At 52.5% G+C, this 21,995-nt stretch carries 16 protein-coding genes; 8 read left to right on the top strand and 8 right to left on the bottom strand.

Translation table 11 applies throughout. From position 1 onward, the window contains the following. Positions 1-7: 7 nt before the first annotated feature. Positions 8-1,282, bottom strand: coding sequence for a kynureninase (gene kynU, locus DZC51_RS15920; RefSeq protein WP_157297464.1), 1,275 nt, complete (start codon positions 1,280-1,282; stop codon positions 8-10). A 186-nt stretch (positions 1,283-1,468) separates the two neighbouring features. Here kynU and ilvA point away from each other — a divergent pair, with 186 nt between their 5' ends. Beyond that, positions 1,469-2,737, top strand: coding sequence for a threonine ammonia-lyase IlvA (ilvA, locus tag DZC51_RS15915; protein WP_157297463.1), 1,269 nt, complete (start codon positions 1,469-1,471; stop codon positions 2,735-2,737). 176 nt (positions 2,738-2,913) lie between these two features. Here ilvA and DZC51_RS15910 read toward each other — a convergent pair whose 3' ends face one another. Then, positions 2,914-3,342, bottom strand: coding sequence for a uracil-DNA glycosylase family protein (locus DZC51_RS15910; RefSeq protein ID WP_232524164.1), 429 nt, complete (start codon positions 3,340-3,342; stop codon positions 2,914-2,916). A gap of 77 nt (positions 3,343-3,419) precedes the next feature. On the opposite strand from DZC51_RS15910, the gene DZC51_RS15905 reads away from it, so the two are divergent. Together DZC51_RS15905 and DZC51_RS15900 are read left to right on the top strand one after the other, a co-directional pair. Continuing rightward, positions 3,420-5,684 carry an ATP-binding cassette domain-containing protein gene (locus DZC51_RS15905; RefSeq protein WP_157297462.1) on the top strand — a complete coding sequence of 755 codons (2,265 nt, stop codon included), beginning with the start codon at positions 3,420-3,422 and terminating at the stop codon, positions 5,682-5,684. A gap of 13 nt (positions 5,685-5,697) precedes the next feature. Continuing rightward, positions 5,698-6,294 (top strand): DEAD/DEAH box helicase family protein, encoded by a 597-nt coding sequence (locus DZC51_RS15900; RefSeq protein ID WP_157297461.1) that lies wholly within the window; start codon positions 5,698-5,700, stop codon positions 6,292-6,294. A gap of 44 nt (positions 6,295-6,338) precedes the next feature. Here DZC51_RS15900 and DZC51_RS15895 read toward each other — a convergent pair whose 3' ends face one another. Beyond that, on the bottom strand, positions 6,339-8,015 hold the full coding sequence (locus DZC51_RS15895) for a formate--tetrahydrofolate ligase (protein WP_157297460.1): 1,677 nt from the start codon (positions 8,013-8,015) through the stop codon (positions 6,339-6,341). 129 nt (positions 8,016-8,144) lie between these two features. Here DZC51_RS15895 and DZC51_RS15890 point away from each other — a divergent pair, with 129 nt between their 5' ends. Then, a complete protein-coding gene (locus DZC51_RS15890; protein ID WP_157297459.1) occupies positions 8,145-8,768 on the top strand; it encodes a DUF3298 and DUF4163 domain-containing protein in 624 nt (207 codons plus the stop codon). 35 nt (positions 8,769-8,803) lie between these two features. On the opposite strand, the gene DZC51_RS15885 is transcribed toward DZC51_RS15890, so the two are convergent. The 3 genes from DZC51_RS15885 to DZC51_RS15875 all read right to left on the bottom strand — a co-directional run bounded on the left by DZC51_RS15885 (position 8,804) and on the right by DZC51_RS15875 (position 12,318). Then, complete coding sequence (locus tag DZC51_RS15885) at positions 8,804-9,406, bottom strand: alpha/beta hydrolase (RefSeq protein ID WP_157297458.1); 603 nt, start codon at positions 9,404-9,406, stop codon at positions 8,804-8,806. Between the two features lie 800 nt (positions 9,407-10,206). Beyond that, positions 10,207-10,698, bottom strand: a complete 492-nt coding sequence (locus DZC51_RS15880; RefSeq protein WP_157297457.1) for a PaaI family thioesterase — start codon at positions 10,696-10,698, stop codon at positions 10,207-10,209. A 372-nt stretch (positions 10,699-11,070) separates the two neighbouring features. Further along, positions 11,071-12,318, bottom strand: a complete 1,248-nt coding sequence (locus DZC51_RS15875) for a cytochrome P450 (RefSeq protein ID WP_157297456.1) — start codon at positions 12,316-12,318, stop codon at positions 11,071-11,073. Between the two features lie 157 nt (positions 12,319-12,475). Here DZC51_RS15875 and pepF point away from each other — a divergent pair, with 157 nt between their 5' ends. Next, entirely contained in the window at positions 12,476-14,290 is a 1,815-nt protein-coding gene (gene pepF / locus DZC51_RS15870; protein WP_157297455.1) for an oligoendopeptidase F, read from the top strand. 199 nt (positions 14,291-14,489) lie between these two features. Next, on the top strand, positions 14,490-15,716 hold the full coding sequence (locus DZC51_RS15865) for an NCS2 family permease (RefSeq protein ID WP_232524169.1): 1,227 nt from the start codon (positions 14,490-14,492) through the stop codon (positions 15,714-15,716). A gap of 64 nt (positions 15,717-15,780) precedes the next feature. Here the strand turns inward: DZC51_RS15865 and DZC51_RS15860 are convergent, their stop codons facing one another. Beyond that, positions 15,781-16,530, bottom strand: a complete 750-nt coding sequence (locus DZC51_RS15860) for a MerR family transcriptional regulator (protein WP_157297524.1) — start codon at positions 16,528-16,530, stop codon at positions 15,781-15,783. 131 nt (positions 16,531-16,661) lie between these two features. Next, complete coding sequence (locus DZC51_RS15855; RefSeq protein WP_157297453.1) at positions 16,662-19,247, bottom strand: cation-translocating P-type ATPase; 2,586 nt, start codon at positions 19,245-19,247, stop codon at positions 16,662-16,664. Between the two features lie 170 nt (positions 19,248-19,417). Here DZC51_RS15855 and DZC51_RS15850 point away from each other — a divergent pair, with 170 nt between their 5' ends. Further along, positions 19,418-21,475, top strand: a complete 2,058-nt coding sequence (locus DZC51_RS15850; protein WP_157297452.1) for a thioredoxin domain-containing protein — start codon at positions 19,418-19,420, stop codon at positions 21,473-21,475. Beyond that, positions 21,472-21,990 carry a metallophosphoesterase family protein gene (locus DZC51_RS15845; RefSeq protein WP_157297451.1) on the top strand — a complete coding sequence of 173 codons (519 nt, stop codon included), beginning with the start codon at positions 21,472-21,474 and terminating at the stop codon, positions 21,988-21,990. Before DZC51_RS15850 ends, DZC51_RS15845 begins: the two co-directional genes overlap by 4 nt. The last annotated feature ends 5 nt before the right edge of the window (positions 21,991-21,995 follow it).

Here is a 21,995-nt window from a genome sequence, read left to right as displayed (position 1 = left end):
TCCTTTGTCAGGCGACGATGCCGCGCTTGTTCTCAAACTTCTTGTAGGCTTCCTCATCCATGATCTTCTTCAGGATCTGGATCGTTTCATAGACTTCCTCAAATGAGTTATAAAGTGCGGCCGGCGCCAGCCGGATCCCCTTTGGTGCTCTAAAATCAGGAATGACGCCTTCCGCCTTCAACGCACTGCAGATACGTGCAGCCTCTTCATGTTCCAGATAGACATGGCCTCCCCGCCGCGCATCTTCCTTGGGATTTACCATATTGAAACCATAGCCGCCCAATTCTTGGTCTGCCAGATCCATCATAAAACGCGTCAGCCTGAGTGACTTTTCCCGCAGGGCACTGAGCCCCGCTTCTTCGAACAGTTCCAGCGAACCGGCAAGCGGTGCCATGCTGAAAAGGTTCGGAGTCCCAACCTGATAAGCACCTGCATGTGCAGCGGCAGTCATATCATGTTCCATATCAAACTGTTTTTTCTTATCTGAGCCAAACCAGCCGGCAAGACCTGGAGCGGTACCGAAGTGGCGTTCATGGATGAAAAGCCCTCCTGTCGAGCCCGGACCGCCGTTCAGGTATTTGTAGGTGCACCAGAAGGCGAAGTCGGCGTCCCAATCATGAAGGGCATGCTCCATCGCACCGACCGAGTGGCAGAGGTCGAATCCGATCAGGATGCCGTTGCGGCGTGCCGCTTCTGTCAGTGTAGAAATATCCAGGACCTGACCGCTCCGATATAGCACCGACGGCAGGATCGCAACGGCGATTTCATCCGACATGGCGCTGATGATGTCCTCTTCCTCGATCAGATGGCCGTCCCGGCTCTTCACACTGATCAGATGTTCGGCGGGATCCAGGCCGCGGAGCTCCAGCTGGCTTTTGATCGCGTAAATATCACTCGGAAAATTGAGTTCGTCTGCCAGGATCTTTGTCCTTTTCCCCTCCGGCCTGAAGAATGTGGCCAGGATCTGGTGCAGGTTGGAGGTGGTCGATCCGGTCACCATCACCTCTTCTGGTTTGGCCCCGACAAAGGGCGCCATTTTAGCGGAGAGTTCCTCCGGAAGATAAAACCAGGGACGCTCTCCTCCTGTCCAGCCGTTGATGCCATGCGCTTTCCAGGAATCCATCAGATCGAGCAGTGCACGCTCCGCCCGGCGGGACATCAGTCCAAGCGAATTTCCGTCCATGTAAATCGTTTCCGGCTGTATGTAGAATTCCTCCCGGAAATCCTTGAGGCTGTCCTGCAGGTCAAGTTCCCTTGCCTCTTCCAAAGTCCTTTTCGCCATTCCGTGTCCCCCTTTGCTATTTACTCCGACTGTACGGCAATGCCATGAACCTTGCAAGCGCTTTCTATTTTATGGCTAGTTTTCCGGGATATAATTGTACTCGAATCTTTTGAAAATTACAGTGAGATTTAGGTTTATACATGATAGAATAAAACCATTCAATTTCAAAAAAAGGTCGTGTTATGGATGCCAGCTACAAATGAACGGACAAAACTGCTTCACGTGGAGGATATCCTCATCGCCTACCAGAAGCTGAAAGAAGTCGTCGAGCACACTCCCCTTCAGCTGAACAAACGGCTCTCCGAAAAATATGACTGCCGGCTGTACGTTAAGCGCGAAGACCTTCAGCACGTCCGGTCATTCAAGCTTCGGGGCGCCTATTACAAAATCAAATCAGTCGAAAACGAAGCCCGTGAAAAAGGCGTCGTCTGCGCCAGTGCCGGAAACCATGCCCAGGGTGTCGCCTTTGCATGTGCCGAACTCGGCATCGAAGGGAAAATCTTCATGCCTCAGACCACTCCGAAACAGAAGATCAGCCAAGTGAAAATGTTCGGCCGCGACCAGGTCGAGATTATCCTGACCGGTGATACGTTCGACGAATCATCTGCCCAGGCAATGGCCTATAAGAAGGAGCACGGCCAGCTGTTCATCCATCCTTTTGATGATCCGGTCCTGATGGCCGGCCAGGGAACTGTCGCAGTCGAGATCCTGAATGACATCGGAGAGCCTGCTGATTTCGTCTTTGCTTCCATCGGCGGAGGCGGCCTGATGTCCGGGCTCTCCACCTATATTAAAAACGTCTCGCCGCAGACAAAAATGATCGGTGTAGAGCCTGCTGGCGCAGCCAGCATGAAAGCCTCGATAGAGAGAGGAAAGGTCACCCCGCTTGATTCCATCGACAAGTTCGTTGACGGAGCTGCCGTTCAGACCCCAGGAACGCTCACCTATGAAATCTGCAGCGAATACGTGGACGACATCCTCCCTATCCCTGAAGGAAAGGTGTGTACCGCAATCCTTGATCTGTACAATGAGCATGCCATCGTCGCCGAGCCCGCCGGAGCCTTGCCGATCGCGGCACTCGATGAATACAAGGATGAAATCAAGGGGAAAACCGTCGTCTGTGTGATCAGCGGCGGCAACAATGACATCAGCCGCATGCAGGAAATCAGGGAAAAGTCCCTGATCCATGAAGGTCTCCTCCACTACTTCATTCTCGACTTCCCTCAGCGTGCGGGTGCACTCCGCCAGTTCCTGGACAATGTGCTTGGTCCGGATGACGATATTACGACGTTCGAGTACACAAAGAAAAACAACAAAGAAAGCGGACCGGCGATTGTCGGTATTGAGATCAAGCATCCCGAAGATTACAACGGCCTGATCGAACGCATGAACATCTTAGGCTTCCCTTACAAAGAACTGAATAAAGACAGCTACCTTTTCGGCCTGCTGATCTGATTTAATAACTGTCCGGCGTTGCCGGACAGTTTTTCATTTCATCAATCTGTGTTTAACGAGCGCCATGTCCTCAAGGAAAAGCTTATAGAGATTGGGACGGCGCCTGACCGCCAAGGGGTGATAGGCTGCGGTTGTTTCGTAGCCGTTTATTTCATGCCAACTGCCCCTCAGTCCCTTTACAACGCTTCAGGATCCCCGAAGAATGATTGTACGGCAACATTTCCGAGACAGAGGATGAGTGTCGGCCGGTGCTTTCGCAGTTGCTCATCCAAATGGCGGTGCATGCAGATGTCTCTTGTTTGTTCCTTGTTATATTTACGGATCGGTCTTCTCTTCAGAATATATGTCACATAAAACAGCTTGTTCTCCAATCCGGTTTCATGAATGGCCTGCTGGAAGGTTTGCCGGGTTCCGCATAGGATCGGATTTCCCTCCCTGTCCTCCCGTGCCCCGGGGTTATCAAGGATGACCATAACAGGTGCTTCGGGGTTCCCTTCGCCCCATACCATCCTCGTCCCCTGCAGATAAAGCCCGCATTCCCTGCAATCCCGTTCATTTGCAGGCGTCGGATCTTCCGGCCAGATTTCCGGGCAAAACAACGTCAATTTTCATCACCTTCCGAATCGTGTAAAGTATCCTATAACGTACATTTATATAATGATTGCCTTGAAGGAGTGTCATCATGCCATCCGTCAGCCAAGAAGTCATCCGTATCATCCATGCAAATGAAAATAACCTGAAAGACGTATCAGTGGATCTGCCAAAAAAGAAAATCACCGTTTTCACCGGGGTCTCCGGTTCCGGCAAGTCTTCCCTCTGCCTGGATACGATTGCCGCCGAATCCAGAAGGGAACTGAACGAAACCTTTCCGAGCTTCGTCCAACAATACCTTCCGAAGTACGGAAGGCCACGGGTCGGCAGGATCGAGAACCTTCCGGTGACGATCATTCTTGATCAGAAGAAACCCGCCCAAAATTCCCGGTCGACCGTGGGGACTTATACGGATATCTACGCCCAGCTCCGTCTGCTCTATTCCCGCATTGGCCGGCCATTCATCGGCTACTCCGATGCCTTTTCCTTTAATCACCCGTCGGGCATGTGTCCGCGTTGCGAGGGCATCGGTGAAGTGACGGATCTGGATGTTCACCGGCTGATCGACTTCGATAAATCCCTGAATGATGAGGGAGTCATCCATTTCCCCGCCTTCACTACGGGCGCCTGGCGATGGAAACGGTATGCCTACAGCGGGCTGTTTGATCTGGACAAGAAAATCCGCGACTACTCTCCGGAAGAATTGGAGCTGTTCCTTTACTCCCCGCAGATCAAGCTCAAGAATCCGCCGGATAACTGGCCCAAATCCGCGAAGTTCGAAGGCATCGTCCCCCGTATGTACAGGAGCGTTATCACCCAGAAAGAGGGCAAGCGCCACCAGAAAGTGCTTGACCAGATGGTGACGACATACGAGTGCCCCGAATGCGGCGGCACACGGGTCAATGAAAAAGTGCGGAGCTGCAAAATCGACGGCAAGAGCATTGCTGATGTCGTAGCGTTGCCTATAGATGAGACCGTCCCATTTATCCGGTCCATCTCCAATCCGATTGCAAGAGATCTCCAAAAGGAATTGGAACTCCGGCTACGAGCTCTTGTCGACATCGGCCTCGGTTACCTGACGCTCAGCCGCGGCGTCAGCACATTGTCCGGAGGAGAAGCACAGCGGACGAAAATTGCAAAATACATTAATTCTTCGCTTACTGATATGGTGTACGTATTTGACGAGCCAAGTGCCGGACTTCATCACTCTGACATCAGACGCCTGATCAAATCACTGTTGAAGCTGCGGGACCATGGAAATACCGTACTGATTGTCGAGCATCATCCCGAAATCATCAGGCTGGCGGATCACGTCATCGAGATGGGACCGCATGCCGGCGAACATGGCGGTGAGGTAGTTTTTACCGGGAGCTACACGGACCTCCTGGCATCCGGCACGCTGACCGGCCGGTCTCTTCGGCAGTCTGTTCCTCTGAATAACAGGCCACGGACGCCTGCAGGATGGCACCGGCTCGAACAAGCTTCACTGCACAATCTGAATCGTGTAACGGTTGATCTTCCCCTTGGCGTGCTGACAGTGATCGCCGGCGTGGCCGGATCCGGAAAAAGTTCACTGATGCAGCTGTTTCAGCAGGATTGGACAGGCCCGATCGTCTCCATCAGCCAGAAAGCCATCGGAGCCACATCCCGCTCGACACCGGCAACCTATCTGGACATCTCCGATGACATCCGGAAACGGTTTGCCAAAGAAACCGGTGCGCCAGCCTCCCTGTTCAGCTTTAATTCCAAAGGGGCCTGCCCTGCCTGCGGCGGAAAAGGCATCATCGTGACCGGCATGCATTTTATGGACCCGATCGAAACAGTCTGTGAAGTGTGTGACGGCACCCGGTATGCACCCGAAGTACTTCAGTACCGGGTGGACGGAAAGTCAATTGCCGATGTGATGGGCATGTCAGTACAGGAAGCCATCGTTTTCTTCGAGAGCGAACCGTTCAAGGAACAGCTCATCTCGCTTGATCGGGTAGGACTCGGCTATATCCGTCTGAACCAATCGATGTCCACCCTCTCAGGCGGTGAGCTGCAGCGGGTGAAACTGGCGAGTCATCTGAATGAGAAAGGTGCCGTTTTCATCATGGACGAGCCGACCGAAGGGCTCCATCCCGATGATACGCTAAAGCTGATGGACCTGTTTCATCAGCTTGTCGATGAAGGAAACAGCCTGTTTTTGGTCGAGCATCGCCTGGATGTCATGAAGCGGGCAGATTACCTGATCGAACTGGGCCCCGGAGGAGGCAGTGCGGGCGGCAACATTCTCTTCACCGGAACACCCGAAGAGCTTCTTAAAAGTGACAAGTCGATCACAAGACCGTATGTGGAGGAAAGCCTGCGATCCTGAAGGAGGTACAGATATGGAGCTGATTCTGGTCACCGGTCCCCAAGCCGTCGGTAAAATGACGGTTGGCAGAGAACTGGAAAAACATATGGATGCGCAGCTTCTCTATAATCACCAGACAATCGATTTGTTCGCACGGTTTCTCGGGTACACAAAAGAAGCGTTTTGCCTGTCAGATGAAACAAGGAAGAACCTGTTTCGTGCTTTTGTAAAAAGTGACAGGAATGTCGTCTCAGGTATCATTTTTACCGTAGTGGTCGCTTATAACCTGGAAAGCGACCGTGCTTTTCTCAAAGAGGTTTGTGATCTGTTCATTCAGGCGGGCGGCAGTGTCTTTTATGTTGAGCTGGAGGCTTCTCTGGACATACGTCTTGAAAGGAATGTCGGAGAGGACCGGCTGCTGGCCAAACCGTCCAAACGTGATCTTGGATTCTCCAAAAATGAGTTGCTGGATACTCATAGGAAACATCGGCTGAATTCGAAAACCGGCGAAGTAGAGCGGCTCCTCCCGGACATCCATTATCTGAGGATTGACAGTACGTTACTAACAGCAGCAGAAACAGCAGCCGCCATCAAACGGTGGATTGACGATGCTTCCAAACAGCAAGCATAGAAAAACGGACCTCTCATTTTTTGGGAGGTCCGTTTTATGCGTATTTACATCAGGCCGACCGCATTACCATCATGGTCGACGTCCATGCGCATGGCGGCAGGTTCTTTCGGAAGGCCTGGCATCGTCATGATATCACCGGTCAGACAGACGATGAACCCCGCCCCAAGCTTCGGGATGAGCTCACGGATGGTAATCGTAAAGCCTTCCGGACGGCCGAGTACAGAAGGATCGTCAGTGAACGAGTACTGGGTCTTCGCCATGCAGACCGGCAGGATGTCCCAGCCCCGCTTCCTGATGTCGGCCAGCTGCTTTTGTGCACGGTCTGTGAAGTTAACCCCTGCCCCACCGTAAACTTTTGTGACAACGGCAGCCACTTTATCCTCGAAAGCATCGAGTTCGTCATACACCGGGGCAAACCGGTTGCCATCCCCGATCTGCTCCAGAACAAGACGGGCGACATCGGTACCGCCCTCTCCGCCTTTAGACCACACATCGGCCAGCGCTGCCCGGACACCATGTTCCCGGCAATAGTCGAGAACCGTTTCGATTTCATCCTCCGTATCGGTGATGAATCGGTTCAGAGCAACGACCGGTTCGATGCCAAACGAGCGGATCGTGTCGATATGCTTTGCCAGGTTCGGGAGTCCTTCTGTGACCGCAAGCGCATTTGAGCCGGAAAGGTCTGTTTTCGGAACACCGCCATGCATTTTCAGTGCCCGGACAGTTGCGACGATGACTACTGCATCCGGCTTGAAGTCTCCTTGGCGTGCTTTAATGTCCATGAACTTTTCAGCACCCAGATCGGAGCCGAAACCGGCTTCAGTGACGACGATATCCGCAAGCCGTTTCGCTGTCATTGTTGCCGCGAGCGAGTTGCAGCCGTGTGCAATGTTGGCAAACGGACCGCCGTGGATCAGCGCAGGCGTACCGCCGATTGTCTGCACCAGGTTTGGTTTGAATGCCTCTTTGAGCAGAAGAGTCAGTGCACCCTCCGCACCCAGATCACGGACAGTCACCGGTTCTTTTCCATACGTAAAGCCGATCACGATGCGTGCAAGCCGCTCCTTCAGGTCATCCAATGATTTCGCCAGGCAGAAGACAGCCATGATTTCAGATGCGACGGTGATGTCGAATCCATCTTCTCTTGGAATGCCGCCTGACGGTCCGCCCAATCCGACCGTCACATGTCGGAGCGCCCGGTCATTCATATCCAGGACCCGTTTCCAGGTGATCCTTCGGGGGTCAATGCCGAGTGAATTGCCCTGGTGGAGGTGGTTGTCGATCAGTGCGGACAACGCGTTGTTCGCCGTCGTGATCGCATGGATGTCCCCGGTGAAATGAAGGTTGATGTCCTCCATTGGCAGTACTTGTGAATAGCCGCCGCCGGCAGCTCCGCCCTTGATCCCCATGACCGGCCCAAGTGACGGTTCGCGCAGGGCGACCATCGTTTTTTCGCCCAAAATGGAGAATGCGTCGGCAAGCCCGACAGTCACCGTCGACTTTCCTTCACCGGCAGGGGTCGGGCTGATCGCAGTCACAAGCACAACCTTGCCGTCAGTATCCGCAGGAGTGAGCTTGGTCACATCGATCTTTCCTTTATAGCGGCCGTATGGTTCCAGTGCCTCTTCCGGAATCCCGGCTGTTGCTGCAATCTCACCAATCGGCTTCATCTTGGCGCGGGTTGCGATCTCCAGGTCTGTCAGTGGTGTCGTTGTCTTCATCAAATCTCCCCCTCCGTGCTTTTGTTATTCTTATTATAATGCCCCGAAAACACCCGCCATCTTCAGACTTCTTACAAAAGAGTGACACCCAAACCTATCTGCCCGCATGAACTGAAGAAAACAGAAAGGATGGTTCCGATTCCGTTTGCTCTTCCTGTCCAAATTGTGTCCCACCCCATCCGCATGGCTACTCCCAAAGTCGACTTGATTTATCCGCAGGTAACGGGCCTTGCCAATCCGACTGCCCAGTCGGCGATCAATTTGCAGATCATTACCGAGTTCACCAGGCTGGCCACAGAACTTGGCTATGGAAATCCGAACCTCGTCGAAATGGTTGGCTACTATGAAGTGAAGACGAACGAAAGGGGCGTGCTCAGCCTACTTCTCGTTGTTTATTCCTTTACGGGCGGGGCACATGGGCTGACGCTGGCCAAAGGATTGACCTTTGACGTGGGTACCGGAAAGCGATATCGCCTTGGAGACCTATTCAAACCGGACAGCGAATATACCAAAATACTGTCTGGAATCATCAGTGAAAAGATTAAACAGTGGGAAGTCCCTGTTCTTGAACCGTTTGAGTCGATCTCACCTGATCAGGATTTCTATCTCGCCGACCATTCCCTCACTGTGTTTTTCCAGTTATATGAGCTCACGCCGTACGTCTACGGCTTTCCCTATTTTCCGATTCCTCTCAAATCACTGGAGTCCATCATTGCGGATCCAAGTCCGGCAGCGACACTGCTCCCATTTTAAAAAGCTCCGTTCCCCAACGGGAACTGGAGCTTTTTTCAGTATTTATTTTGATACCATGCCGCAGCCGCCTGAATTTCTGTCTGGGTCAGTGAGTGGCCAAAGTTCTCCCAGTGGATTTGGACATCTGCACCCGCTCCTTCCAACAGACTTTGCAGATCCTTCGCTTCATCCATCGGACAGATGGGATCATTGGTACCCGCACCGATGAATACAGCTGTTCCATCCAGTGACGGAAGTTCTTTATCACGTATCGGGACCATCGGATGGTGGAGGATTGCACCCTTCAATGCATCGTCGTAATGGAACATTAGGCTGGCCGCTATGTTGGCCCCGTTTGAGTAGCCGACGGCAATCACATTTTTTCGGTCAAACCCATAATCTGCTGCAGCCTTGTCGATGAAGGCATTCAGGTCTTCGGTACGCTTGACCAGGTCTTCCAGGTCAAACACGCCTTCTGCCAGGCGCCTGAAAAATCGGGGCATGCCATTTTCCAGCACTTCTCCCCGGACACTCAGGATACCGGCATCCGGATCGAGGAAATTGCCGATCGGGAGGAGATCATTTTCTGTTCCTCCGGTTCCATGCAGGAGCAACAGCGTCGGTTTGCCTTCTTTGCCTTCTTTATAGATGTGCTTCAATTGGTTCCCTACTTTCTTTATCTCGAATTAAAGATAATGGTAACAGGTTTCATTCGGCATGAAAAGAGAGTTGTCTTTTTCCCATAATAAAATTCATAAAAAATAATACACAAAATGTTTACCCCAATTCCTGCCGGGTAAAGTAATAGTACAAGGCGAACACCGCTGAATGCATCGGTATAAGATGCCGAAGGCGGAGAACTGCACAGCCTTGGCGGAAAATTTGCATTACGTGACGGAGTTCTTTCTCGTCAGCGCCGCATGATCCGAGTCGGCCGGACCGATAATCCGCAGGACGAATCATCAAAAAGGATGATGGATCATGGAAACCAGGAGGACAAAAAAATAGGCAGATTGAAGTAGATCTCTGCCAATTGACCGGAGTGAATCCGGACAGCTTATGCAATGGACTCAGGGGATGGTAGAAGATGGACACCGGGAGGACACAAGAAAACCCGCCTCAACAGGCTTAGGTTTTCAGCAGAGAACGAACGGATCGCTTTTCCGTACAATCCTTGCATGTGACTCAGGAGATGGTGCCAATGGAAACCCGGAGGACGTCCGACATGGGCAGCGGCGAACAGTAAGTTTTTTGTGAAAGTGCATTTGACAGCCTGACTGCAAATTTGGTGGTCAATCTCGATTTGACACCTTTGCCGGAAAGGCGACGGCAGTTTGGCCGATCACCTGCAACCGACGGGATGGATTTTCTTCTTCGTCAGAGCAGTACCTGAATCAGCAAATTTTCCGTTTTCAGAGAAACCGCCCGATCCGGCGATCGGGCGGTTTCTCCTTTTTATTTATCTCTGAAGGAAGTTTTCAGGCATGACCACAGCGACCACTTCACCTGTCACGCAAACCTCCCCTTCTGCTTCAACTTCAATATTCACCTTAAACTTTTTCGGGTGGATCTCCTCAACTCGTCCAATAGCCTTCAGGAGCTTTCCGTGAGGTGTCGGCTTCTTGAAGTCCACATGGAGAGAAGCGGTGACGAATCTTGGCGGGTCCTCTCCGTCCCCCGGCTCGTAGCCGTTTTTCCTGTGGAGCGCCAACGATGCCGAACCGGTTCCGTGACAGTCGATCATTGAGGCGATCACACCGCCGTAGACAAACCCCGGAAGAGCCAGCTCATCACCCGCCGGGTCGTAGTATGTGACGGTTACGTCCCCGTCCCAGCCAGTCCGGAAATGATGCCCCTTGGCATTACGCCTTCCGCACCCGTAGCACCAGGCGTAATCGTCCGGGTACTCATCCTGGATGGCATGGATGATTTCTTTTGCTTCCTGCACCATCTAAATCCCTCCTATTTCCCCTTTATCTTCTTCCTCTTTTCGACAGATTTTCCGGAGTTCCTGCAAGCAATATAATATTTGATTTAATGGCGCATAGGTGCAATTCAGCGGGGACAGCAATTTTCGCACGCAATTTTTTAGATTCGCAGGTAAACCTTTGGGGCGTCCCACTTTTCGCAAGATAATTTCATGTGTTCATGCGCATACTTTCGATTCGTCCCAATTTCCTACGCGAGCTTTCTGGATTCGCACGCAAACCTCGTCTGCCACCTGCATGCCTGAGCCGCTTGAAAGGGTTCCCAATAAAAAGCTGCAGCAAAAGAGAAAATCGCTCCTTCGTCTGCAGGTCTGAAATATATTTTTATTGCCGGATTACTTGCCCGTCACCCTGATATTTTCCATGACGAAGCGGTCTTTCGGAAGGGTCGGCATGCGGACCATGTTGATGGTGAGGTCCTGCTCAGGAACTTCGTAGGACAGGCTTTCTGTCAGATACCGCACGCTTTCTTCTATAATCATGACCGCAATCGGTTCACCCGGGCACCGGTGGCCGGTATCCGGATCTCCGCCACCCTGCGGGATGAAGTTGAAGCGGTCATCGACAAAGTCATTGAACCTGTCGGGATTAAATTGTTCCGGCTCTTCCCAGATTCTCGGATCCCGGTTGATGCCATGCACATCCAAGATCACATGACGGTCCTCTTTGAACAGATAGCCCTTCCATTCAAAGTCCTCCTTGACTACTGCCGGAAGGAAAGGCGTGAATGGGTAAAATCGCCGGACTTCGTTGGCAAAGTTGTTCAGCTCTTTTGTCGTGGACAGTTTTCCCTTCCATTCAGGGAAATCATTAAGTGCAAGAGCCGCAAACGCGACAAAACGTGCAACCGCGACGGCAGGACGGATGACATTGAGGAGTTCGATGGCTGCCATGTGGGCATCCAGCAGTTCCCCTTCTTCTTCGTGGAAAGCGACCGTATGGACCGGAGTACCTTCTTCAGTCTTCATCCTGCCGTCCCGGACAGCTTCGATCACTTCCTGGATCCATCCTTCTGTCTCTGTCCGAACCTTTTCCCCTTCGCGGTACCGTTTGCCGACACCGCCTGCTGCGTCAATCATTACACCTACTTCATAGGCACGCCGCCAGGATTCAGCGTCCGTCAGCGGGACGCCTGTCCATCGGCACATGGCCCTCAAGATCAGTTCCTCTGACTCATCAAACAGGACGGCCCGCTTTTTCTGCTCCATTTCCAGGCCCTTGCGCTTCCACTCTTCCTGAAGGATCGTCCGGAGATGTGCCAGCCTCTCGTCGGTCATCATCGACATGAACATCGCTTTCCGGATTTTGTGCTTTTGCCCATCCTTCGTATGGATTCCATTTACGCCGAAGAGCGTTTTTTGGATGCGTTTCGGCATCGCGCCTTCCCGCTTGATCTTGGATTCGTCATAAAACAATTCCGCTGCGTCACGTCCGGTCATGACGATCATTTTCTTACCCAGGATCCTCGCCTCGAACACGTCGGTATCCATTTGGGACATCCGCTTGCCGACAAAGTTGTATCCTTCTGTGACCACGTTTACCGTACTGTCGAACATCTTGACCTCTGGAATCTGTTTCGTCATCAGCACACCTCTTCTGTCGATAGTGTTTTATGTATTCCCTGATTCCTGCATAGAATAACGCGTTGCGGCAAGTCAGAAAGCTCAGAATCTGCTTTCAATGATGGCCCGGATGTTATACAATTAGTTCGACTACCGTAAGAATAAGGGGGATACACCAATGTCCGCAATTCCGCGTTCAGAAGTGAAGCTTGAAGAAACCTGGAACCTGAAGGACCTGTTTGCTTCGGAATCCGATTACGAAGCAAGACTGGATGAGATTCGCGATGCCGTGAACAAATTTTCCGAACAATACAAGGGCAAAGTCACTGATGCTGCATCGGCTCTAGCAGCACTCAAGGACTACGCAGCTATCTATGAAAAGATCATCCCTGCCGGCACCTATGTCAACCTTCTTCAGAGCGAAGATCAGACAAACAGCGACCACCAGATGAGAGGGGCGGCTTTCGGTTCGCTCATGGCGAAAAGTTCAGCCGAGATGAGCTTCTTTGAAAGCGAGCTTTCCCAACTTCCTGAAGAAGAGCTGAAACAGGCGATGGAGCAATCTGAAGATTTCCGGATCTATCTGAGGGACATCCTCCGCTTCAAACCTCACAAGCTCCATCCCGAAGTGGAGAAAGTTCTTGCAGCATTCTCTTCCGTATTTGATGCGCCGTACGAGCTCTACAACACGACAAAGCTTGTGGATATGGACTTCCCGGACTTTGAGGCCGGCGGCGAGCAGTTCCCGAACAGCTATAACCTGTTTGAAGGCACCTGGGAAACCGATCCTGACACAGAAAAGCGCCGTGCTGCCTACAAAGCGTTCTACAAGAAACTTGCCGACTATCAGCACACGACCGCCAAAACCTATGACACCCATCTCCAGACGGAGAAAACAACTTCCGATCTTCGCGGTTTTGACACGGTCTTCGATTACCTGCTGTTCAACCAGGAAGTCGACCGTGAACTGTACGACCGCCAGATCGATCTGATCATGAATGAATTGGCGCCGCATATGCGCAGGTATGCGAAGCTGCTTAAGGATGTGCACGGCATTGACCAAATGACCTTCGCCGATCTGAAAGTGCCGCTTGACCCTTCGTATGAGCCGAAGATCACCATCGAAGAATCGAAGAAGTATATCTTCGACGCCCTTTCGGTCATGGGCGAAGACTATTCCGAAATGCTGAAACGATCCTATGATGAACGCTGGACCGACTTCGCACAAAACAAAGGAAAGTCGACCGGCGCATTCTGTTCCAGCCCGTACGGCGTTCATCCTTATATCCTGATCTCCTGGTCGGGAAGCATGGAAGATGTTTTCGTGCTTGCTCATGAACTGGGCCACGCCGGGCACTTCTACAACGCCAACAGAGAGCAGGGTGTCTTTAACGCAAGGCCTTCCCTCTACTTTATCGAGGCGCCTTCTACGATGAACGAAATGCTGATGGCCAATCACCTGCTTAAGAACTCGGATGATCCGCGGTTCAAGCGCTGGGTGATCGCTTCCATCGTGGCACGGACGTACTACCACAACTTCGTCACCCACCTTCTCGAAGCTGCCTACCAGCGCAAAGTCTACGAGCGGATCGATGCCGGCCAGAGCGTCAATGCCGGTGTGCTGAATGAACTGAAGCGCAGCGTGCTCGAGGAGTTCTGGGGCAGCGATGTCACGATCGAAGAAGGTGCGGAACTCACCTGGATGCGACAGCCGCATTACTACATGGGACTCTATCCGTATACTTACAGTGCGGGCCTTACGATCTCCACACAGGTGTCCAAGCGGATCCTGGACGAAGGCGAGCCGGCTGTGAACGACTGGCTGGAAGTTCTTCGCTCTGGAGGCACGAAGTCTCCGGTTGAACTCGCCCAAATGGCAGGCGTCGACATCACGACGGATGCTCCGCTCCGCGACACCATCGCCTACATCGGCAACCTGATCGACCAGCTTGAAAAGCTGACAGAAGAGATTTCCGCCAATACCGAAGCATAATTTCCTTTCCCCTTCCACATGTCGTGGAAGGGGTTTCCTTTGATGGCCCGGTGATTCCGGAGTATAATAAGGACTTGTGGCTTCCTCTTTTTTTAGAGCGAAGCGGGTTGGGAGAGGGATAATTGAATAGCAGGTTTTACCATTGAAAAAAGATCTTTTTGATTTGAAGGGGCACGGGACGAACGTACGGACGGAAGTGATGGCCGGTCTGGTCGGCTTCTTTACGATCGCCTACATCATTGCCGTCAACTCGTTCATCCTTGCCGAATCCGGGATTCCGCTGGAAGGCGCCATGATCGCTACGATCCTGATTTCGTTCGTAGGGTGCCTCCTGATGGGACTCTGGGCAAATGCGCCGATCCTCCTCGTTCCCGGAATGGGCATAAACGTCATGTTCACCTACACGTTTGTCCATTCAATGGGAATGGATTATCGGACCGCGCTGACACTTGTGTTCATCTCCGGCGTCATCTTCGTGGCAGTCGCCTTCACGAAGCTCGGGGCCATCCTGAACCGGGTGATACCGCAATCGCTAAAAGTGGCCATTACAGTCGGAATCGGATTGTTCCTGATCTTTATCGGCCTGGAGAAAGGCGGCATCATCGACCGCGGCACAAGTTCGATGATCGCACTGGGCGACCTGTCAGATCCGAAACTGATCGCTACGGTCCTGACGCTCCTCATCGCGCTTGTCCTGTTTCTGAGGAACATCACGGGGCACTTTCTCTGGGCGATGATCGCGGGTACCGCCATTGCAGCCCTGTTCGGCACTTTGCCTGATGGATCCGGGAACGATGACATCTCCCTTGCTTCTTACGGCGATGTGTTTGCTGCATGGTCGTTTGACAGTGTGCTTTCCATGGCGTTTATCGTCGGCACGTTTTCCCTGACGATGGTGACCGTCTTTGAGAACATCGGACTCGTGCAGTCACACACAGCCGCAGCGGGCCGCCCCGAAAAGGCGGAACGGGCTCTGCAGGCGACTTCGCTGTCCGCCATGCTGTCAGGACTGTTCGGCTCCAGCACTCCCGTGGCCACCGCGGAAACGGGTGCCGTCATCGCAGCTGGCGGCCGGACCGGACTCAGCGCAGTTACGGCAGGCATCCTGTTCCTGCTGTCAGTCTTCTTTATCCCGGTCATCCAGTATATTCCGGACAATGCGATCGCTCCGATTCTTCTGATCATCGGCGGACTGATGGTCCAGAATATTACCGACCTGGATACATCCGATCTGACTGAGGCGTTCCCTGCGATCTTCCTGATCGCGATGATTCCATTTACCCAGAGCATTGCGGACGGCGTAGCCGTCGGGTTCATCCTTTATCCGCTATTGAAGCTGGCAAGCGGACGGGCCCGGGAGGTCGCAACCCCGCTCTACGTGATTGCGGTCCTTTTCATCCTGAATTTCGCGGTTTATCTCGTATAAGATGCCGCCATAGAAAAAGGCTTTCCGGAATTCTGTTCCGGAAAGCCTTTTATATTGGAGCGAATCAGCTCTGAAGTCGGTTAGCACGAATCGCCATCGCTTCCGCCATGAACCGGGCGAATCCATCTCCGAATTTGTCCATATTTTTGGTGAACCGCTCATCTTGGATATACAGCTGTCCAAGCCCCTTGAAGGCTTGCGGCGAATAAGTATGTCCCATGCTGTTCAGGAATGCATGCCATTCGCCGATTGCCTGCTGGACCTCATCGGAGGCCGCGTTCTGATGCCTCATTGCCGCAAGTTTCCGGAACAGTGCCTCCATCTGTACGCCAATCTGCTTCTGCCCTTCCGGCCCCACGTTTGCCAGTGCCTGGTTGGAACGGTCGACCGCCTCATCCCCCCACCGCTGCCGGGCTTCATCCTCGTATGGATTATTCGTGAAGTCGAACCCCTCGAACTTCTCCTTATCGGTCATTTCAATTTCTCCCTTCGCATCTTGTATCGTTTTATCCAAAGTCCGGATCATCCGGTCAAGCCTCGCCCTTTTTTCAAGGAGGGCTTCTCGCTGCAGTAAAAGCGCATCTTCCCGATCAAAGTCCGGGCTCTTCAAGATCTCGCCGATTCGCTTCAGCTGAAAGCCCAGTTCCCTGAAAAACAGGATTTGCTGGAGCGTTTCCAGGTCACGGTCAGAATATTGGCGGTACCCCGCCTCGGTCACGTGTTCCGGTGACAAAAGTCCGATCCGGTCGTAATGATGAAGTGTCCGGATACTGACACCGGTCAGATCTGCAACTTCCTTTACTTTTCGGAGAATCCCAACCCCCTCCTTTATCTCATGAATCCAGTATAGAGTCTGACGTTGCGTCAGGGTCAATACATCTAAACAAATAAAAAACCGAATTCTCCCTGAAAGCGGGTCGAATTCGGAAAGGTTGTTGTTATTCTTTACGATTTCACGAAAATCAATTTACCCGTCTGGATAACGATTAAAGGAACAAATGCCAGTCCGTAGACCATATATAACTGTTCCTTGCCAAGTGGAGCCACTTCAAACAGACCAAATGTCAAAACGAGGTTCAGGAGGATGACGCCGATCAGAAACGCGGTCCAGCAGGCGATGTTGGAAAAAATACCAATCCTGAAAATGGAGTCCTTTGAGCGGCAGTTGAATCCATGGAACAGACGGGCAAGGCACAGCGTGGCAAACGCCATCGTGGTGGCATCTGCGGGGCCCCCAGCAGTTAATCCATACCGGAAAGCAATGATCGTGACAGCGGCAATCAGCAGGCCTTCCAGGCTGATCTGGATGACATCCCGCTTACTGAACAGGCCCTCGTCCTTGTCTCTCGGCATTTCTTTCATCACTTTTTTGCCATGCGGCTCCAGTCCGATGGCAATGGCCGGCAAACTGTCCGTCAGCAGATTAATAAACAGGAGGTGGGCCGGCAGGAAGGGAACCGGGAGTGCCAGAAGTGAAGCGTACATCACGACGAATATCGCCCCTGCATTTCCGGACAATAAAAACTGGATGGCATTTTTGATATTGTTGTACATGCTCCGCCCATTGGATACGGCTTTTACGATGGTTGAAAAATTATCATCGGTCAGTACCATCGAAGATGCATCCTTGGCCACTTCCGTTCCGGCCATTCCCATGGCCACTCCGATGTCCGCCTGCTTCAGTGCCGGTGCATCATTCACGCCGTCACCGGTCATGGCGACCACGTTCCCTTTTTCCTGCCAGGCTCTCACAATCCTGATTTTGTGTTCCGGAGAGACCCGCGCATAAACGGACAACTGTTCAATGCGGTCCTTTAATTCATCATCTGAAAGCTTCTCGATGTCTTTCCCTTCTATCGCCTCGGAGGGATCTTTTAAAATCCCGATCTGTCCGGCAATCGCGATGGCGGTGATTTTATGGTCACCCGTAATCATGACGGGCTTGACCCCGGCCCGGATACAATCATCCACTGCCTGTTCGGTTTCTTCCCTGGGAGGGTCCATCATGGCGATCAGCCCCAGGAAAGTCAGGCCCTCTTCTTGGACGGCACCCGTTTTCAGCGGGAAGACTTCCTTATAAGCTAGAGCAAGGACACGCAGTCCCCCATCAGCAAACGAATGTGCAGCCTGCCTGATTGATTCGATCTGCTGCAGAGTGATTACCTGAACTCCGCCTGCGGTCTCGATGCGGCTGATTCTGGGGATCAGGACATCTGTTGCGCCTTTGGTGATCATCACCTGCTTATGGCCGATGCGGTGGATCGTCGACATGAACTTCCTGCGGGAATCAAAAGGCACCTCTCCGATGCGTTCATTCTGCTCCCGCTCCATCCTTTCATCAAATCCATATTGCTTTCCGATGTTGACGAGAGCGATTTCTGTAGGGTCTCCGATTTCCTGTTCCCCCGCGGTTACGGCATCATTGCATAGCAAGGCCATCCGCAGCAGCTTTTCATGTTGTTTATTTCCGGGCTGCAACTGATCGGAGCCGAAAATCTTCCCGTCCGTGTAGAAATGCTGAACCGTCATTTTGTTCTGGGTCAGTGTCCCGGTTTTGTCTGAGCAGATCACCGAAATATTGCCAAGACTTTCAACCGCATGCAATTTACGGATGATGGCATTTTCCTTGGCCATCTTCTGTGTCCCGAAGGCGAGGACGATGGTCACAATGGAGCTCAGCGCCTCAGGAATGGCGGCAACCGCCAGAGAAACGGCAAACATGAACGAATCCGCCAGTTCACGCCCGCGAATGACATCCAATGCGAAAACGATCAGGCAGATCACCGTGATTCCGATGGCCAGCGCTTTTCCGAATTGATCCAGCCTTTCCTGGAGCGGGGTGCTTTTTTCCTTGGCGTTTTCCAGCAGATCCGCAATCTTCCCGATTTCTGTATCCATGCCGATCGCGGTCACGACCGCTTTTCCCCTGCCGCCAGTCACAAAGCTTCCTGAAAACACCATGTCTTTCCTGTCGCCCAGAGCAACCGCATCTGTTGTAACGAAATCCTCGTTTTTTTCGACAGGAACGGATTCCCCGGTTAACGAACTTTCATTGATCAGAAGGCTGTGGCTCTCTAAGACGCGGGCATCTGCGCAGATATAGTCTCCGGCGTTGATGATCAAAAGATCCCCGGTCACGACTTCTCTCGATGGAATCTGAACGACCTTGCCATTTCTCATGACATTCGCGGATGGAGCCGCCATGGCCTTTAGGCTGTTCAATGATTTTTCAGCTTTGACGTGCTGGATCGTTCCCAGTGCCGCATTCAGCAGGACAACTGTCAAAATGACAATTGAACTTTCCACTTCTCCCAGAAACGCGGAGATGATGGCCGCAATATTTAAGATGATGACCAGGAAATCCTTGAATTGATCTACAAATACCGCGCCGGCACTTTTGCGCTTTTCTTCCTGTAATTCGTTAAATCCGTGTTCTTCCTGCCTTAGCCTGACTTCTTCATCTGATAAGCCTGTCCTGATTTCTTCAGTCTCGTCCGTTTTCGGCCTGACCGGTTCTATGATTACATTCATGCGGCTACCCCTCCATCGTATATGGCTATATCTCATGCGGTGGACAAGTTCATCTACATGATGAAGGTATGCGGAATAAATCTGTTCCATGCGGATCCTGCCCACTTTCCGGGCATTTGTTTTTGCCTGGGGCATAACAGGCTATACTTATACCAGGAAGGAGTGGGAAAATGAGCGACTCTGAACATACAAACCGGTTAATTAATGAAAAATCCCCCTATCTTCTTCAGCACGCCCACAACCCGGTCGACTGGTATCCATGGGGGGAAGAAGCTTTCCAAAGAGCGAAGGAAGAAAACAAGCCGGTCTTCGTCTCGATCGGCTATTCAACCTGTCATTGGTGCCACGTGATGGCCCACGAATCGTTTGAGGACCAAGAAGTTGCGGCTCTGATCAATGAGCACTTCATTCCCGTCAAAGTTGACCGTGAGGAGCGTCCGGATATCGACGCAATCTACATGGAAGCCTGCATGAAGCTGACAGGCCAGGGCGGATGGCCGCTGAACGCCTTTCTCACACCTGACCAGAAGCCCTTCTATATCGGGACCTACTTCCCGAAAACGGGAAAGTATGGACGCCCTGGCATGATGGACGTCCTCCCCCAACTGCACGATGTGTACACGAATGATCCCGACCGGGTGAAAGAAATCGGAGACCGGATGAAAGAAGCCCTTGAAGTCAGAGCCGAATCCGGCAAAGGAGAACTCCCCGTCTCCACCCTCCATCAGGCGTTCGGCCAGCTTGCCCGACAGTTTGACGGAGTTTATGGAGGATTTGGCGGTGCGCCAAAATTCCCTTCACCCCATCAGCTGCTTTATCTGTTCCGTTATTTCAAATGGCATAGTGAGCCCCTTGCATTCAAGATGGCGGATCTGACACTGGATGCGATGGCCTCGGGCGGAATCTATGACCAGGTCGGTTCCGGGTTTGCCCGCTATTCCGTCGATGAGTACTGGCTCGTCCCCCACTTTGAGAAGATGCTGTACGATCAGGCCATGCTCATGCTGGCGTACACGGAAGCTTTCCAGGTTTCCGGAGACGTGCGTTATGCCGGTATTATAAAAGATCTGTTCCAATTCATCAGACGCGAGATGACCCATCCTGAAGGCGGCTTCTACTCTGCAATCGATGCTGATAGCGAAGGTGCGGAAGGCACCTACTACCTATGGACGGAAGAAGAAGTGTTCGGGGTACTGGATGAAAAAGAGGCTGAAATCGTTTGTGCGGTGTATGACATCACGCCGGGCGGAAATTTTGAGGGCAAAAGCATCCCGAACATGGTCGGCCTCGATATGGATGCCGTCACAGTGGAATTCGGTATTTCTGAAGAAGAAGTTGAGCGCATCCTGGACGAATCGATTCCAAAGATGCGGGCATACCGGGAGACGAGGGTCTATCCGCATCTCGATGACAAAATCCTCACCTCCTGGAACGGTCTTATGATTGCGGCCCTTGCCAAAGCCGGAGCCACGCTTTCTGATTCCTCCATGGTTGCATCTGCCATGCGGGCAGCAGATTTTATCACCGGGAACCTGGATGCAGGTGACCAACTGTTTGCCAGGTGGCGTGACGGAGAAGCCCGCTTCCACGCTTATCTGGATGATTACGCTTACCTGATCTGGGGACAGCTGGAGCTGCACCAGGCAACGGGACAGGAACGATATGCCAAAGAAGCCGTGCGTCTCGCAAGTATTCTGGAAGACCGCTTCGCGGATGGACCGGGTGCCTTCTACTTCACCGACCGGGATGGAGAATCGCTTCTTACAAGAAGCAAGGATATCCTGGACGGCGCACTGCCCTCAGGTAATGGCATCGCCGCCATGCAGCTGTGGAGGCTAGGCAAGCTGACGGCGGACGAGCGCTGGGTCCGGCGGGCGGAAAAGATCTTGGCGGAGTTCGCTGGAGAAGCGGGCCAATACCCGAACGGCACGCTCAGCCTTCTCATGGCAAGGATGGCGTTCGAAGCCGGCGGACGTGAAATTGTCGTGACCGGAAGCCGGCCGGAGTTTCGCGCTGAACTGCTCGAGGCGCTCCGGGAAGCTTTCCTGCCGTTTGATGTCTGGACAGAACCGGCAGAGGGCAACAGTCCGCTTTCCGGTCTGACCTCCGGGAAAACAGATAACAGCCATCCGCTGACCGCCTTTGTCTGCGAAGGCAATGTGTGCCGCGCTCCTGTCCATGGATCAGAACAGATTGTTGGTGCATTGGGCTTGGATGAGGGCACATGAAGATTGTGATCCTGGGTGACACCCATATGCCCCGCATGGCCAAAGCTTTGCCTCCCCGGCTCATCCCAGAGCTTGAAACCGCAGACCGGATCATCCATACAGGAGATTGGCAGACGCTTGAGGTTTTCCACAAACTAAATCGCTATGCGCCGGTTGACGGCGTATACGGAAATGCCGATCCCCCTGAGATCAGAGAGCAATTTGGGAGGAAAAAACGTTTTTCTTTCGACGGCATCACGGTCTCTCTCGTTCATGGTGACGGTAAGGGAAAGACTACACCCCTTCGCGCACTGGAGATATTCAGGGAAGAGCAACCGGATATCATCCTCTTCGGCCATTCCCATATTCCCTATCACGAACATCATGATGGGATTGTACTATTCAACCCCGGATCTCCGACCGACAAACGAAGACAGCCGGAGTTCTCATTCGGCATCCTTGAGACAGCAGAGACCGGATTCACCCTTCACCATATCTTCTACAGCAGCAAAGCTGAAAGCCCGGAAGACGTCTAGTCTCC

The sequence above is a fragment of the Bhargavaea sp. CC-171006 genome (assembly GCF_009761675.1).
Lineage (GTDB): Bacteria > Bacillota > Bacilli > Bacillales_A > Planococcaceae > Bhargavaea > Bhargavaea changchunensis.
The sequence above is the reverse complement of the archived record's forward strand: the minus strand, read 5'-3'. Positions and strand labels throughout refer to the sequence as shown.

Excerpts from the sequence above, each read along its gene's own strand:
- kynU (WP_157297464.1), bottom strand. The coding sequence starts at position 1,282 with ATGGCGAAAAGGACTTTGGAAGAGGCAAGGGAACTTGACCTGCAGGAC.
- ilvA (WP_157297463.1), top strand. The coding sequence starts at position 1,469 with ATGCCAGCTACAAATGAACGGACAAAACTGCTTCACGTGGAGGATATC.
- DZC51_RS15905 (WP_157297462.1), top strand. The coding sequence starts at position 3,420 with ATGCCATCCGTCAGCCAAGAAGTCATCCGTATCATCCATGCAAATGAA.
- DZC51_RS15900 (WP_157297461.1), top strand. The coding sequence starts at position 5,698 with ATGGAGCTGATTCTGGTCACCGGTCCCCAAGCCGTCGGTAAAATGACG.
- DZC51_RS15895 (WP_157297460.1), bottom strand. The coding sequence starts at position 8,015 with ATGAAGACAACGACACCACTGACAGACCTGGAGATCGCAACCCGCGCC.
- DZC51_RS15890 (WP_157297459.1), top strand. The coding sequence starts at position 8,145 with ATGGTTCCGATTCCGTTTGCTCTTCCTGTCCAAATTGTGTCCCACCCC.
- DZC51_RS15880 (WP_157297457.1), bottom strand. The coding sequence starts at position 10,698 with ATGGTGCAGGAAGCAAAAGAAATCATCCATGCCATCCAGGATGAGTAC.
- DZC51_RS15875 (WP_157297456.1), bottom strand. The coding sequence starts at position 12,318 with ATGACGAAACAGATTCCAGAGGTCAAGATGTTCGACAGTACGGTAAAC.
- pepF (WP_157297455.1), top strand. The coding sequence starts at position 12,476 with ATGTCCGCAATTCCGCGTTCAGAAGTGAAGCTTGAAGAAACCTGGAAC.
- DZC51_RS15865 (WP_232524169.1), top strand. The coding sequence starts at position 14,490 with ATGGCCGGTCTGGTCGGCTTCTTTACGATCGCCTACATCATTGCCGTC.
- DZC51_RS15855 (WP_157297453.1), bottom strand. The coding sequence starts at position 19,247 with ATGAATGTAATCATAGAACCGGTCAGGCCGAAAACGGACGAGACTGAA.
- DZC51_RS15850 (WP_157297452.1), top strand. The coding sequence starts at position 19,418 with ATGAGCGACTCTGAACATACAAACCGGTTAATTAATGAAAAATCCCCC.
- DZC51_RS15845 (WP_157297451.1), top strand. The coding sequence starts at position 21,472 with ATGAAGATTGTGATCCTGGGTGACACCCATATGCCCCGCATGGCCAAA.